The 14733-nt window shown below is 38.8% G+C and carries 14 protein-coding genes and 2 tRNA genes; 12 read left to right on the plus strand and 4 right to left on the minus strand.

Annotated features, from left to right (window positions below; all coding sequences use genetic code 11):
• Positions 1-4: 4 nt before the first annotated feature.
• The 4 genes from rplI (at position 5) to PRK60_RS09300 (ending at position 4362) form a co-directional block, all read left to right on the plus strand.
• Positions 5-457 (plus strand): 50S ribosomal protein L9, encoded by a 453-nt coding sequence (rplI, locus tag PRK60_RS09285; RefSeq protein ID WP_040530596.1) that lies wholly within the window; start codon positions 5-7, stop codon positions 455-457.
• Between the two features lie 27 nt (positions 458-484).
• The gene (gene dnaB / locus PRK60_RS09290; protein WP_273646033.1) at positions 485-1882 is read left to right on the plus strand and encodes a replicative DNA helicase; all 1398 of its coding nucleotides are present in this window, start codon (positions 485-487) and stop codon (positions 1880-1882) included.
• A gap of 158 nt (positions 1883-2040) precedes the next feature.
• Complete coding sequence (locus PRK60_RS09295) at positions 2041-3243, plus strand: MDR family MFS transporter (RefSeq protein ID WP_273646034.1); 1203 nt, start codon at positions 2041-2043, stop codon at positions 3241-3243.
• Positions 3244-3372: 129 nt separating this feature from the next.
• Positions 3373-4362 (plus strand): asparaginase, encoded by a 990-nt coding sequence (locus PRK60_RS09300; protein WP_102168025.1) that lies wholly within the window; start codon positions 3373-3375, stop codon positions 4360-4362.
• 237 nt (positions 4363-4599) lie between these two features.
• On the opposite strand, the gene PRK60_RS09305 is transcribed toward PRK60_RS09300, so the two are convergent.
• Together PRK60_RS09305 and PRK60_RS09310 are read right to left on the minus strand one after the other, a co-directional pair.
• On the minus strand, positions 4600-4830 hold the full coding sequence (locus PRK60_RS09305; RefSeq protein ID WP_102168026.1) for a hypothetical protein: 231 nt from the start codon (positions 4828-4830) through the stop codon (positions 4600-4602).
• An 81-nt stretch (positions 4831-4911) separates the two neighbouring features.
• Positions 4912-4984 (minus strand) — tRNA-Lys (locus PRK60_RS09310).
• Positions 4985-5151: 167 nt separating this feature from the next.
• Here PRK60_RS09310 and PRK60_RS09315 point away from each other — a divergent pair.
• Positions 5152-5796: an HAD hydrolase-like protein gene (locus PRK60_RS09315; protein WP_216972132.1), complete on the plus strand. Its 645-nt coding sequence runs from the start codon at positions 5152-5154 to the stop codon at positions 5794-5796.
• A gap of 45 nt (positions 5797-5841) precedes the next feature.
• Here the strand turns inward: PRK60_RS09315 and PRK60_RS09320 are convergent, their stop codons facing one another.
• Both PRK60_RS09320 and PRK60_RS09325 read right to left on the minus strand, forming a co-directional pair.
• Positions 5842-6507, minus strand: a complete 666-nt coding sequence (locus PRK60_RS09320; RefSeq protein WP_148444489.1) for a MerR family transcriptional regulator — start codon at positions 6505-6507, stop codon at positions 5842-5844.
• A gap of 157 nt (positions 6508-6664) precedes the next feature.
• Positions 6665-6737, minus strand: a tRNA-Lys gene (locus PRK60_RS09325).
• A 250-nt stretch (positions 6738-6987) separates the two neighbouring features.
• Between PRK60_RS09325 and yycF the strand changes: the two genes are divergently transcribed.
• The 7 genes from yycF (at position 6988) to PRK60_RS09360 (ending at position 14599) form a co-directional block, all read left to right on the plus strand.
• Positions 6988-7695, plus strand: a complete 708-nt coding sequence (yycF, locus tag PRK60_RS09330) for a response regulator YycF (RefSeq protein ID WP_040530594.1) — start codon at positions 6988-6990, stop codon at positions 7693-7695.
• 13 nt (positions 7696-7708) lie between these two features.
• Positions 7709-9577, plus strand: coding sequence for a cell wall metabolism sensor histidine kinase WalK (gene walK, locus PRK60_RS09335; protein WP_148444488.1), 1869 nt, complete (start codon positions 7709-7711; stop codon positions 9575-9577).
• On the plus strand, positions 9555-10847 hold the full coding sequence (locus tag PRK60_RS09340; RefSeq protein ID WP_273646035.1) for a YycH family regulatory protein: 1293 nt from the start codon (positions 9555-9557) through the stop codon (positions 10845-10847). Before walK ends, PRK60_RS09340 begins: the two co-directional genes overlap by 23 nt.
• A 14-nt stretch (positions 10848-10861) precedes the next feature.
• Positions 10862-11704: a two-component system regulatory protein YycI gene (locus PRK60_RS09345; RefSeq protein WP_102168504.1), complete on the plus strand. Its 843-nt coding sequence runs from the start codon at positions 10862-10864 to the stop codon at positions 11702-11704.
• 14 nt (positions 11705-11718) lie between these two features.
• Entirely contained in the window at positions 11719-12525 is an 807-nt protein-coding gene (locus PRK60_RS09350) for an MBL fold metallo-hydrolase (RefSeq protein WP_102168505.1), read from the plus strand.
• A gap of 91 nt (positions 12526-12616) precedes the next feature.
• The gene (locus tag PRK60_RS09355; protein WP_273646036.1) at positions 12617-13864 is read left to right on the plus strand and encodes a S1C family serine protease; all 1248 of its coding nucleotides are present in this window, start codon (positions 12617-12619) and stop codon (positions 13862-13864) included.
• 237 nt (positions 13865-14101) lie between these two features.
• Positions 14102-14599, plus strand: a complete 498-nt coding sequence (locus PRK60_RS09360) for a phosphatidylglycerophosphatase A family protein (protein WP_102168507.1) — start codon at positions 14102-14104, stop codon at positions 14597-14599.
• The last annotated feature ends 134 nt before the right edge of the window (positions 14600-14733 follow it).

Raw genomic sequence — 14733 nt, forward strand, 5'->3', positions numbered from 1 at the left:
TAAGATGAAAGTTATTTTTATTCAAGACGTTCGTGGTCGCGGAAAGCGTGGACAAGTAAAAGATGTTCCTGATGGCTATGCCCAAAATTACCTCATTAAGCGGGGCTTAGCAAAGCAGGCAACCCATGCTGCAATGAGTCAGTTAGCGGGGCAACAACGTGCAGAAGAAAAGCACGCTGCTGAAGAACTAGCTGAGGCTAAAGAGTTGAAGAAGGTTCTTGAAAATGATAAGACCGTTGTTGAATTGAGTGGAAAGGCCGGAACTGATGGCCGGATGTTTGGTTCAATTTCAACAAAACAAATTGCAACTGCATTACAAAAGCAATTCAACGTCAAAATTGATAAGCGGAAGATTGAGCTTGCAGCACCAATTAAGGCGTTGGGTTATGTTAACGTGCCAATTAAATTGCACCCACAAGTAATGGCTGAAATTCGAGTTCACATTGCTGAAAAGTAAGCTCATTGATTAAAGGAGCGTATCGTCATGGATAATGCACCAGTGCAAGAAGAGCCACGTGACATCGATGCGGAAAAGGCAGTTCTTGGAGCTGTCTTTTTAAGTAAAGATGCCCTGGCTGATGCAATGGAATATTTAGAACCACGCGATTTTTACCGTAAAGCTCACCAAATCATCTTTCAGAAGATGGTTGATTTGAATGATGAAGACCAGCCAATTGATGTGGTGACGATCCGGAGTGCCCTGGACAAGGATAATCAGACCGAAAATATTGGTGGAGTTGCTTATATTGCTGAAATTGCTACGGCAGTGCCGACAGCAGCCAACGTCGCCTATTATGCCAAAATTGTTCATGATAAGGCAACGAGACGACGGTTAATTAATACAGCAACCAAGATTATTAATAATAGTTATGCTGATAATGATAGCGTGTCGGATCTGCTTGATAATGCTGAACAGCAAATTATGCAGGTTTCTCAAGATAATACCCAGAATGGTTTTCAAAACATTAAGGATGTCCTAGAAGCTTCTTTAAAACACGTTAATGACTTATCGAAAAACGATAGTGAAGTTACAGGATTATCAACTGGTTATCAGCAACTGGATGAAATGACAACGGGGCTGCATAAGGATGAGTTAGTAATTATTGCTGCGCGACCTGCTGTTGGGAAAACTGCATTCGCACTAAATATTGCCCAAAATGTTGCAACTAGTTCGGATACCGCTGTCGCAATCTTTAGTCTGGAAATGGGAGCAGAGTCTCTCGTTAACCGGATGATCTGTGCTGAAGGAAACATTAACGCTAACCACTTGCGGACGGGGCAGTTAACTCAAGATGAGTGGAATAGTCTTTTTATCGCAACTGGCTCCCTTTCTAAGGCTAATATTTATATTGATGATACTGCTGGAATTAAGGTTGCAGAAATTCGTGCACGGTGTCGTCGACTAGCAAAAGAAAAGGGAAATCTTGGACTAATTGTGATTGATTACCTTCAACTAATTGAAGGGACAAATCCCGATAACCGACAACAGGAAGTTTCTGAGATTTCGCGGCAATTAAAGAAGCTCGCCAAGGAATTAGAGGTGCCAGTTATTGCCCTCTCTCAGCTTTCTCGTGGAGTTGAACAACGACAAGATAAACGACCAGTACTTTCAGATATTCGGGAATCCGGGTCGATTGAACAGGATGCGGATATTGTTAGTTTCCTGTATCGTGATGATTACTATGATCACGATGAGGATGGTGACGGTGAAGATAATCAAAATAATTCTCAGCAGGATAATGATGATGGATCAAACGTGAGTGAAGTTGAAGTCATTATCGAAAAAAATCGTAGTGGTCCGCGGGGAACGGTAAAGCTGTTATTTGCGAAGTCATATAACAAATTTGCTTCTGTTTCGTATATTCCAGAAGATAATAATTAATCGAATAATAAGGGCATCTAAGAGAGATCATAGGGGCCCTTTTGTGCGTTTTTAAAAGAATGTAAGTTTCTATCAACCATTTGATAATAAAAAGAGTTATAGTCAAGATGATAGATTCGTTTTATTAAAAAGGTGATTAAGAAAAGAGGAGGCGTAAGATGAACCGTCAAGGAATTGAATTAAAATGGTTGCTATTGGGAATGTTTTTAGGGAGTATCGGTAATAGTTTTGTTTGGCCGTTAACTACCATTTACATGTATCAACAGCTTCATGAATCATTAACTGTTTCAGGGATTGTCCTGCTTTTGTATTCCGGTGCTAATGTTGTGGGGAGTTATATCGCCGGGACGTTATTTGATAAGAAAAATCCGCGGCAATTAATGCTTGGCGGGACAGTTACGGCAACTGTAATCATGGGATTATTGATTGCATTTAATGGTTGGCCGGTTTATGGAATCCTATTGACTGGCGTCGGCTTTATGAATGGTTGGATAATTACCATGGTGAACTCTTACGGAACTCAATCTGGACAAGATGGGCGATATGTTTTTAACATGTTGTACTTTGCCAATAATTTAGGAATGGTGATTGGAACAACAATTGTCGGTCCGCTTTACCAGTATGCTCATGGTAATATTTCACCAATGTTCTCGATTACGACAGTCCTTTATGTTCTTTTTAGTGCCGTTGTCTTTTTCTTTTTTAAGGATAATAAGAGCAGTCGAAGGAGTAATCGGGAAGTAGATGTGGAAGTTGAAAATAGTGAGAAGCAAGTGAAGATGCCGGTTAGTAACCTGGTCATTAGCTGGACCTTCTTTGCGGCACTTATGATTATCTGGACGATGTATGAACAATGGGCAAGTAACCTTTCCGTCTTTATGACAGATCAGGGAATTTCAATGACCAAGTATAGTCTGTTATGGACGCTTAACGGAGTCTTAATTGTGATTATTCAGTTAATTATTACTTGGATTAATCGGTACCGTTCAAACTTATATTTGCAGGTATTTCTTGGACTCTTCACAGTTGGTTTCTCCTTTGTTCTATTGTTATTTGCTAAGTCCTACATTTGGTTTGTCTTAGCGATGACAGTGCTAACGATCGGAGAAGCAACCGCATTTCCAACTATGCCGGCAATCGTTAATGAACTATCACCGGTTAACATTAAAGGCAAGTATCAGGGAATTCTGAATGCCTTTTCTTCATTGGGAAAAGCAATCGGACCGTTATTTGGTGGAATTTTAATTGAACTTTCCAGTTATCGGATCCTGTTCGTTGTTTGCGCGGTAGCTGTTTTCGTTACCTTGGCAATTGTCTTTATTGTAGTTAAGGCGAACCAATCACGAACAGTTCATTATTAAAAATATTACCCGGGAAATATAATGGAAGTATGAGGCAAGTTTCTTAGTAACTGCCAAATACTTCCTTTTTCTGTAGAATGAAATTATGTTGTATAATCAACGTTAAATAAGACGATGGAGCAAGAATAAATGAAAAAGATACTATTGCTTTCAACGGGAGGAACCATTGCATCAGTTGCTTCAGATTCAGGATTAGTTCCTCGAGAATCTGGTGAAGGGTTAATTCAGATGCTCGGTCAACTCCCGTATGAAATTGAAGTTCGCGATATTTTACAGCTAGACTCATCAAATATTCAGCCTGAAGAATGGGAATTTATTGCTAAGAAGATTTACGAATATCGAAATGATTATGACGGCATTGTTGTTTCACATGGGACTGATACAATGGCCTATACAGCATCAATGCTCTCATTTATGTTACAGGGAATTAACTTGCCAGTAGTCCTTACGGGAAGTCAGGTACCGATTAACGTGATCTTAAGTGATGCTCCGGATAATTTACGGTTGGCATTTGCGGCAGCTGCAACATGTCGGCCGGGCATTTATTTAGCCTTTAGCGAGAAGGTAATGTTGGGTTGTCGAAGCGTGAAGGTGCGGACAACGAACTTTAATGCTTTTGAAAGTGTTAATGTCCCACCAGTTGCGACAGTAACATCGGATGGCTTAGTTTTTAATCCGCAACAAGTTAACTTTCCCCATGCCGATCACTGTACATTAAACACGAAGATTGATCCTCATGTATCTCTAGTTAAGTTATTCCCTGGATTTGACCCACAACTTTTGTTTGCGATGGTTGAAAATGGTTGTAAGGGAATTGTGATTGAAGGCTATGGACTTGGTGGAATGAATTTCATTCGCCGAAACATGGTTGGTGCGATCGGTGAATTAATTAAAAATGGGATTCCCGTAATTGCGACAAGTCAGTGCTTATACGAACGGAGTGACTTAACTAAGTACGAAGTTGGTCGTGAAGCCTTGCTAAAGGGAGCAATCAGTGCTCATGATATGACTTCTGAAAGTACCATCACCAAGTTAATGTGGGCCTTAGGACAGGAAATGGATGTTCATCAGGTTGCCAAATTCTTTGATCGGAATGTTGTTGGTGAGGTTAGTCTTTGATAAGAAGGACCTAGTTATTTGAAAGATGCTTGAAATCAATTTTCAAGTACCTAGATAGAAACAACCTAAGATTAGTTCAAAATGAAAATAATCTTAGGTTGTTTTCTTCTTTGCCTTATATAAAGAAAAAATAGAACCCGTAATAAATACCACAAGTTCTACTTTAGTTTGGCTTAAATAAAGATGAGTGAAAACAAAAATTTATTGCAATGCTGGTAACTATGTTTTTAGGTTTTGCTAATGCTTAAATTGAAAAAAGGTAAGAATAATAACCGTAATTATTCCAATACCAATATATAGTAATCCTAATGCACGGTGGTGAAGCCTAATGTAATTATCTTTATCCTTTTTGCTAAGAAGCTGACCGTATAACAATTGAAAATAAGCGGAATTTCCTTTATAAATTTGAAAGCCGGCATAGATAATTCCTAATGCGATGAGGAGAAATACCAAGTAAGCGACTAGCATAGTAACCACCTTGTAAATACATATTATTAATAAGTATAACAAAAAAGGCCACCGAATAATCGGTGGCCTTTTTAATAATGATGGGCAGTCAGGGGATCGAACCCTGGACCCACGGATTAAGAGTCCGTTGCTCTGCCAGCTGAGCTAACTACCCATGTCATTGACAACAGGTATTATAATATCAATCTTTAATTGAATTTGCAAGACATTTTTTGAAGAAAGTAAAATTATCAGTTTCCAAGTTTAAGGGGAAATGATTGAATATCACTATCAGTATCTGTAAAGTAGGAGTTAAGAATATTAAGCAAGGGAATGACAATAATGAAGGGTGCAATTCTTAGTTTAAACAAAATTATTTTAGATACCGATAAACTTCAATTCCAAGCGTGGCGAGAACTAGCAATGTATGAGTTTGGAATGGGATTACCAGGAAAAATGGCTAGTCAAGTTGCTGGATTAGATCGTCATCAAGCATTAGCAATTATCTTGAAGCATTTTAGCCAAACTGATGCTAATGAGGATGAGTTACTTAACGAGCAGTATGAAATGTACAGTAAGGTAATTAATGGAATCGGTGAGGAGCAACTCTATCCGAATGCCAAACGTTTACTAAATAATTTCTATGATCATTATGTCGATATTGCTGTTAATGATGTTGATGGACATGCAAAAGAAATTCTCCAGAAATTAAAGGTCGATGACTTCTTTGATGCCTTTGTTTCACCATTAGACGACGAGAATCCATATTTAAAAGCAAGCCAAGAGTTAAACGTTCAGCCAGCTGCTTGTGTCGGGATTGGCTCTAACGCTAAGCAAATTGAACAAATGAATGCGACTAACGTTATTTCAATTGGCGTTGGTAACGCTGATGAACTTAAAGCAGCTAAGTACCAAGTAAGTCAAGTTGGTGATTTGAAATACCCAATGATTCGTAAGGTATGGGAAGATAATGAATTAGATGAATAAATAAGCAATCCCCGAATGTCAGTTTTAGGGCATTCGGGGATTGCTTTATCGGTACTCTTCAATACAGAAGTTCTTTTGTTGGCAATGGGGACAGGTTAGTTTCTTCATATTTGGGGTATGAACGGCCAAAATCCACTCTCTAAATGAAGGAACAAATTCAGAATGACAATGAGGACATAGATATAATGAGTGTTGGTAATAAGCATAGGTAAGCTCACCACTGATAGCAAGAGAGAAAATTAATCCTAAAACAAACCACCAAATTGAAGCGCCATGGTAAATAACGTATATCAAACTTCCCCACAACAGAAAATCAACAATAAGTCCCCATCCCAACATTTTTAACCGTAAATAATGGAGCTTTTTTGTCATATTCATACTAGATAACACCTCTTCTTGTACTTCAGTTGAAAAATTATCTATTGAATTAAGCTGTCTTTGTAAGTATTTCAATCCTTCAAGCTTTGACTCGGCTTGGTGAAGTTGTTCTTGTAGCAAATTTGTTTGCTTATCAATTAATGATGATAGAATTTGAGCTGATTGGTCATGATCCATTAGCTTTTGAATATCATTAAGCTTAAAGCCGAGCTTACGGTAGGTAAGGATCTGTTGAAGACGTAAAAGATCTTTTTTATCATACTCCTGCCGATTACTGTGGCTTCTTTTAGCATGGAGTAATCCCTTTTGATCATAGTATTGAACTGTTCTAATAGAAGTATGACATCGTTGAGCTAACTGTCCGCTAGTAAGCGCTAGCTATTCCTCCTTTCTAAATAGTTTTATCTTACCTAATGACGTTGGGTAACAATCAAGGAAAAAATTTAAAAAAAGAAAAGACCACCAAAATGGTGATCTTGTAAACCTCTGATGGGCAGTCAGGGGATCGAACCCTGGACCCACGGATTAAGAGTCCGTTGCTCTGCCAGCTGAGCTAACTGCCCATATATCTTGTTCAATCAGAACATATATAAATGTATCATCATTCTTTAACACTGTCAATAATTTATTGGAATTTAAATTGATCTTTTACTGATGTGGTATAATGTTAAAAGAGTAATTGGGCGATCTATTAGTGATTTTTCGCCCTTTTAGTGGATTAATTAAAATCATAAATAAAGCTGAAAATTACTAGATTTTCAGTCCTTAATAACGATAATAATCAACTGTACCTATGTGGAGGTAAGTATTGATATGGCAAAAAAAATCTTAGTTGTTGATGATGAAAAGCCAATTTCAGATATCATCAAATTTAATCTTGAAAAAGAAGGCTATGAAGTCGTTGTTGCCTTTGATGGGGAAGAAGCCCTAGAAAAAGTTGAAGGTGAAAAACCTGATCTAATTATTTTGGATTTAATGTTGCCTAAGATTGATGGTCTTGAAGTAGCTAAGCGAGTACGGGCAAAACACACTACCCCAATTATTATGGTTACTGCTAAGGACTCTGAATTAGATAAGGTCCTTGGCCTAGAACTTGGTGCTGATGATTATGTTACCAAGCCATTTTCTAATCGTGAATTAGTTGCTCGGGTAAAGGCAAATCTTCGTCGTCAAGCGGCAGTTAAGGCACCAGCTGAAGAGGATAATAACACTGACATTCAAGTTGGTGACTTAGTAATTCACCCAGAGGCATATACAGTTTCCAAGCGTGGTGAAAACATTAATTTAACTCACCGTGAATTTGAACTCCTCCACTACCTTGCAGAACATATTGGACAGGTAATTAACCGTGAGCACCTCTTGCAAACGGTTTGGGGCTATGACTACTTTGGTGATGTACGGACCGTCGATGTTACTGTTCGTCGGCTTCGGGAAAAAATTGAAGACAATCCAAGTCATCCTCAATGGTTAATTACTCGTCGTGGTGTTGGTTACTACTTAGCAAATCCTGATCAAAATTAGAGGCTAGCCAGTTGTGAACAGCAAATTAAAATTTTATCAGTCAATTAAATTTAAAATCGCCCTCGTTTTCGCGTTAATGTTAATGTTAACGTTGGAATGCGTTGGGGCGGTTTTTGTGCGTCAATTGGAACATCAGAATTTAAATACGTTTAAGCAAACAATTGAGCTTCCTTCTTACGTGGATAATTCGTTAAGTGAACAGTTAGTAAATACTAACCATAAGAAGGCTAATCAAAATATCCGGAAAATTTTGGCTGAGGTTAACAACAACAATATTTCAGAGATTCGGGTAATTGATAGTCAAGGCGTTGTTCGTGGAACCAGTAATTTCGATAATCGAAATATGATTGGTCAAAAAACTACCGAGCAAATGGTCAAGGCAACGTTGGTTAATAACCGTTCTCATACCGAAAACATCTATGATAATAGCAATCATACACGCTACTACGTTAATATTATTCCGTTAGTGGACAATAGTAATAATAACGTGGTGGGGGTTGTCTACCTTCGTGCCAGCTTAGAGAGTGTTTACTCTAACATTAACAGCATCACTTTAATTTACCTTTCTGCTGCCTTAATCACGATTGTAATTGGATTATTGCTAGCAATTATTATTTCCCAGGAAATAACTCGACCGATTGAAGAAATGCGGAAACAAACCCTTCGAATTGCCCGTGGTGATTTTTCCGGTCAAGTTCGAGTAATGGGAAATGATGAGTTAGGCCAATTAGCCGGGGCGGTTAACAACCTCTCAGTTCGGGTTGAGGAGGCGCAAGAGTCGAGTGATTCTGAGCGACGGCGGTTGGATAGTGTCTTATCACACATGTCTGATGGAGTCTTGGCAACGGACCGGCGCGGTAACGTAACAATCGTTAATAACATGGCACTCCAGTTGTTAGGGGTAGAACATGAAGATGAGCTAATTGGAAAATCAATCATTGATGTCCTTGATATTCGTCATGACTATACTGTTCGTCAACTTGTCAATAGTGAACAGAAAGAAATGATTCTCGATATGTCGAATTCGGGAAGTAATTTGATATTGAATGCTTACTTCTCACCAATTCAGCGAGAATCCGGATTTGTTAGTGGGTTAGTTTGTGTTCTTCATGACGTTACTAGTCAGCAAAAGGAGGAGCAGGAACGAAAAGAATTCGTTTCTAATGTTTCCCATGAATTGCGGACGCCATTGACCAGTGTTAAGAGCTATGTTGAAGCATTAAGTGATGGTGCATGGCAAGATAAAGAAATTGCACCCCAATTTCTAAAGGTTGTTCAGGATGAAACTGAACGAATGATCCGGATGATTAATGACCTACTGAGTCTTTCACGGATGGATGCTGGTACCACAAAATTAAACCTTGAGTACGTTAATATTAACGAGCTTTTTAACTATATTCTGAATCGGTTTGATATGATTATTAAGAAAGAAGAAGATCCGAAAAAGAAAAAGTACACGATCGAGCGCTTCTTTACCAAGAAGGATTTATGGGTTGAAATTGATACCGATAAGTTTACTCAAGTTATTGACAATATCATGAATAATGCGATTAAGTATTCGCCAGATGGTGGTGTAATTACTGCTCGGTTATTAGAAACGCACAATCATGTTATTATGAGTATCTCTGATCAGGGACTTGGAATTCCACGAAAGGATTTAAGCCATATTTTTGACCGCTTCTTCCGGGTTGATAAGGCGCGAAGTCGAAAACAGGGAGGTACAGGACTTGGTCTTGCCATCTCCAAAGAGGTTGTAAACATGCTTGGTGGTCAAATTTGGGTTGATAGTGTTGAAGGAAAGGGTTCAACTTTCTACATTTCCTTACCATACGTACCATATGAAGAGGGGGACGAGTGGGATGATCAAAAAGATCAAAACTAATTGGTTAGCCATTGCGTTAACCATTGTAGTGGTAATCAGTTTGTTCTTAACTGCTGCAATTTGGTCCAACCCTATACAATATGAACGAACGAGAGATAGTTCGAATTCACGAAACCTCAATACAACCCAGTCAATCGGTGATTTATATTTGCCGACCCAGGTGGTACATGTTGATGCTAATCAACAACAATTCTTACTGTATAGCTCACGGAAAAATTTGATTACGACTATTCGGCACCAATTACGCAGTTATCAGTTAGGACGCGCTAGTCTGGTAAAAAGTGATAATAGCGACGTTTACCTTAGCTATCTTCACCAGCCTAATTCGCTAATGGTAAGTTATCCGGACAGTATTACGGGAACAATCTTTAATGAGACTTTTTCGCAGTCGATTGATACTAGTCGGGTTAAGCAGATTGACCATATTTTAATTCCGTTAAATAATCCACGGAATATTTATTTATTAAATGATCGCGGCTATAAAGTCTACCGGACACGAATTAACCAGGCAAAGGGTAATAGTAGCTTAAATTCCTTGATTAAGGGGACAGCAAAAGTAGAAGTTGATCATAAAATTATTCACGGTCAAACGATGCTCCTTTACCCAAAGAGCTTTACATTACCGGTTTTTGGCTACCAGGTAACAGCACAAAATATTGATACCTTAAGCCAAAACCTTATTAGTACAAATAAGCAGTCTTCAATTACAACCGAACGTAAGGGAGACACGACGGTTTATCGTGATGGTGAAAATAAGCGGGTAATTTATAATCACCAAAACGGTACCGTCCATTATGAGAATTATGTAAGTCATGATGATGTGCCTAAATCTAGTCAGCTATATAGTTACTTCTTTAATCGAATCGCTAAAACTGGGATTCCAATGGATAATCTCCGCTATGATGGGATTAGTGATCATCAGCGGACCATTAATTACCGAAGCTATGTCGAAGGATTTCCAATTTTTAACTCTGTTGGGTATGGCGATATTCGGATGTCATCAAAGGTTAACGGAATGAATAAAACGTGGTTGAGCTTATATAGTATTCAAGTTCCATTGCCGATTAATCATAAGCCGGTTCGTCTTCCTTCAACGACCACGGTCTTTAAGCAGCTTCGGGCAAGTAACCGACTTAAGGATATTAAAGGGATCAGAGTTGGTTACCTTTGGAAAGAAAATACAAGTGATAACAGTACTGTTAAGTTAACGCCAACCTACTTTGTTGACTATCATGGACAGTGGGTTGATTACACCGAATTACAGAAGTAAGGGGGCATTGGAAAATGGACTTTAAACGAATTCAATGGATCTTTTTCTTTGCTTTCTTACTCTTTGATGTAATTATTGCGAGTTCATTATTGGTCGAAAACCGCTTTATCGTAACGAATAACCAAAGCAGTCGCTCATCCGTAATTTTGAAAGAAATGAAAGATGATTCGATTAGTTATGGAAAAATAAATGGTGGTCAGCAAAAAGGATACTATCTTTCAGGTTACCGTTCTACTGAAGATGGTGCGTTAGATAATGCATCAACCCGGCTTCATAATCAAGAAACACACTTTTCGAGCAATACCTTAACGAGTGAATTTAACGATCCGATTAACGTTAATATCGAAACGCCTAATGTGCGACTAAATGAACTAGTTCATAACAGCCATCAGATAGCATTAGGGAAGCATTACCAATACAACCCAAACCTTTCAACGAAACGTGTAATTGTTTATACACAAATGGTTGAAGGACGGCCGGTAATGAACAATGATGGGCAGATTCGTTTTCGGGTAAATTCTAACCATGAAGTAACGAGCTATACGCAGACCTTTTTAGAGGGCGTACGAATTCTTCGTCCAGAAACGGCCACGATTAGTCAAAAACGGGCTGTTGTTTGGCTGTACAAACATAACCAGATTCCAAACAATTCACGAATTCGGTGGGTTCAGTTAGGGTATTCAAGATTATTAAGTACAAATACTAACAACCGGAATGTCTATATTCCAACCTGGGTTGCGGAGATTAAAACTAAGAACTCAGGAGCGGTTGAACGAATCTCAATTAATGCTTTTAACAGTACCATAATGAAAAATACAACTACTAGTGTTAATACTGAAGCACTAAATCAGAAGTAAAGGAGTAATCTGAGGTGACAGAACAGGACCCATTACGTTACAGTATTTTGGCGAGTGGGAGTACAGGGAATGTAACTTACTTGGAAACCAATGAGCATCGAATCTTGATTGATGCTGGATTAAGTGGCAAACGGATCGAAAATTTAATGGCGAAGATTGACCGGTCACTAACAGATGTTGATGCAATTTTTGTAACGCACGAACATACTGATCACTGCCATGGAGTAGGCGTGCTCGCCCGACGCTATGGAATGGATATCTATGCAAATCAGGGAACTTGGGATGCAATGGCCAGTAAAATTGGTAAAGTTCCGTTAGAGCAAAAGCATATTATCGCACCAAACAGTGTTAAGGATTTGGGAGACATTGACGTTGAAAGTTTTGCCGTTTCCCATGATGCAGCGGAACCGCAATTCTATCAGGTTCACCATAATAACAAGACCTTTTGTATAATTACGGATACTGGTTATGTTTCTGACCGGGTTGAAGGGACAATTCGAAATGCAGACGCCTACCTAATGGAATGTAATCATGATACGGAGATGTTACGGATGGGGCCATATTCTTGGCCATTAAAGCAACGGATCTTAAGCGATACGGGACACCTTTCTAATGAAGAGGGAGCAGATGCATTGATGGACGTTCTTGGTTCGCGGACCAAGCGAATTTTCTTAGGTCACCGGAGTCAGCACAATAATATGCGTTCATTAGCTCACCTGACCGTGGCAACGATGATGGAGAGGCATGATTTTGGTGTTAACCATGATTTCCAACTTGTGGACGCGGAGCCAGATAAGCCAAGCAAACTTTTAACAGTGTAATAGTCATCAAAAGACAGATGAAATTTCAAGCTTTTTTCATAATTTAACGATATATTGAACTTGATAATTATGAGATTGGGGGAGTTATTTGATGAGTGACCAAAACCAAAAACAGCGAAAAACTAAAAATAAATTTTGGCTAAAAGTGGCTGGAGTGGGTCTTGTCGCTGGTCTAATCGGTGGCGGCCTTTCGCTAGGAATTGGTAATGTGATTGAAAATCATGTTCAAACCGCTAGCACGAACGTTCCTGCAGGCTCAAGCAAGTCTGGAGGAACTAAAGTAAATAAAAATAAGGCGAACTTAAGCAATCAAGCAACCAAGGCTTATGATTCTACAAAGGATGCTGTTGTTAGTGTTATTAATAAGCAGGAAGTTCAGTCATCCAATCAAGGAATTATGGGAATGTTTGGTGGTCAAACTAGCGGTGACTCTTCTAGTTCAGATGGTTCACAAAACTCTGGTAAACTTCAGACAGCCAGCGAAGGTTCTGGAGTAATTTATAAAAAGAGCAGTAATTCTGCCTATATCGTTACTAATAACCATGTTGTTAAGGGTTCAAATGCGTTGCAAGTAATTCTAAGCAATGGCCGCAAGGTGGATGCTAGTCTTGTTGGTTCAGATTCTGCGACTGATTTAGCAGTTTTAAAGATAAACTCAGCTAACGTTAAAACGGTTGCCGAATTTGGAAACTCAAACTCAATCGCGGCTGGTCAAGACGTTTTAGCAATCGGTTCACCAATGGGTAGTGAGTATGCTAATACCGTGACTAAGGGGATTATCTCTGCAAAGAGTCGGACGCTAAAGAGTGGGACAGACGGAACATTAACTTCTGTTATCCAAACTGATGCAGCAATTAATTCAGGTAATTCCGGTGGTCCATTAATTAACATGGCTGGTCAAGTAATCGGGATTAACTCGATGAAGTTAGCCGGAAGTAGTGATGGCTCTTCCGTTGAGGGGATGGGCTTTGCTATTCCAAGTAACGAAGTGGTTAAGATTATCAACCAGTTAATTAAGAATGGTAAGATTTCTCGGCCTTCACTGGGAATTAGTATGATTGACTTAAGTCGAGTAACAACCGATCAGCAACAGTCTGTTCTCAAATTACCATCAAGTATTACTAAGGGTGTCGTTATCATGGATGTTCAGAGCGGCTCAAATGCGCAAACAGCAGGTCTTGAACAGTATGATGTTATTACAAAACTTGGCGATACTAAGATTACGAATACTAGCTCGCTAAAATCAGCATTGTATAAGTACAAAGTAGGCGACACGACTAAGGTAACTTATTACCGTGATGGTCAGTCTCATACAGCAACATTGAAGCTGGCAAAATAAATTAAGTATGAGGGAGCTGGAAATTAACCCATTTAAGAGTCTACTAGGGGTTGTTCAAATACTGATCGATCAGCATTTGAACTGCCAGCCAGCTACTGCGCTGTTGCAGTATTATCTTTAAAACAGTGAAGAGGTCGGGTTATTTCCTGACCTCCTTTTTTGAAAATTGAAGATAGGTTGTCCTTAGTATTATTTGCATTATAATAAAATCATTAATAGAAGTGGGGAGAAATGAAGATGAATAATCCTAAATTTAAGTATCCTGATACTAAGGCCTATGATTTTGTGGTAGACAGGCTTGCAAAGCGTGGAGTAACTCAATCAGATTTGGCAAAGATTGTTTATGAAACCCAGCGTCAGTATGAACCTGATGTTACGCTGAAAGAGTGTGAAGATGCTGTTGTTGACGTTATGCATAAGCGAGAGTTAATGAATAACGCAATGGTCATGTTGGAATTGGATCGGTTAACAGAAGAAGGGCAAGTTGATGAGCCGCTTGCTTCAATTATTAAAAATGATGCTGGAGTGTTTGGAGTAGATGAAACAATTGCGCTTCAAATTGCAACGATTTATGGAACAATTGGAACAACAAACTTTGGCTATTTTGACCGGGTAAAGTCTGGGATCATGAAGAAGTTTGATACTTCAGACTTGCATGTTAATACTTTTATTGATGATCTGCTTTCAGCAATCGTAGCTGCGGTTTGTGGAAAGATTGCTCATAAGTATGCTTAATCTTGAAAAAAAACGAATGATTGAACTATTCTATTAGTTAAATATTCAGCAATCCACGGATCGTGATTTTGGGACCACAATCCGTGTTATTTTTTAACCAAAATTGGCTGTGAATTAGCTTGTGGAAAAGTTAG

This window comes from Limosilactobacillus portuensis, assembly GCF_028607025.1.
GTDB lineage: Bacteria > Bacillota > Bacilli > Lactobacillales > Lactobacillaceae > Limosilactobacillus > Limosilactobacillus portuensis.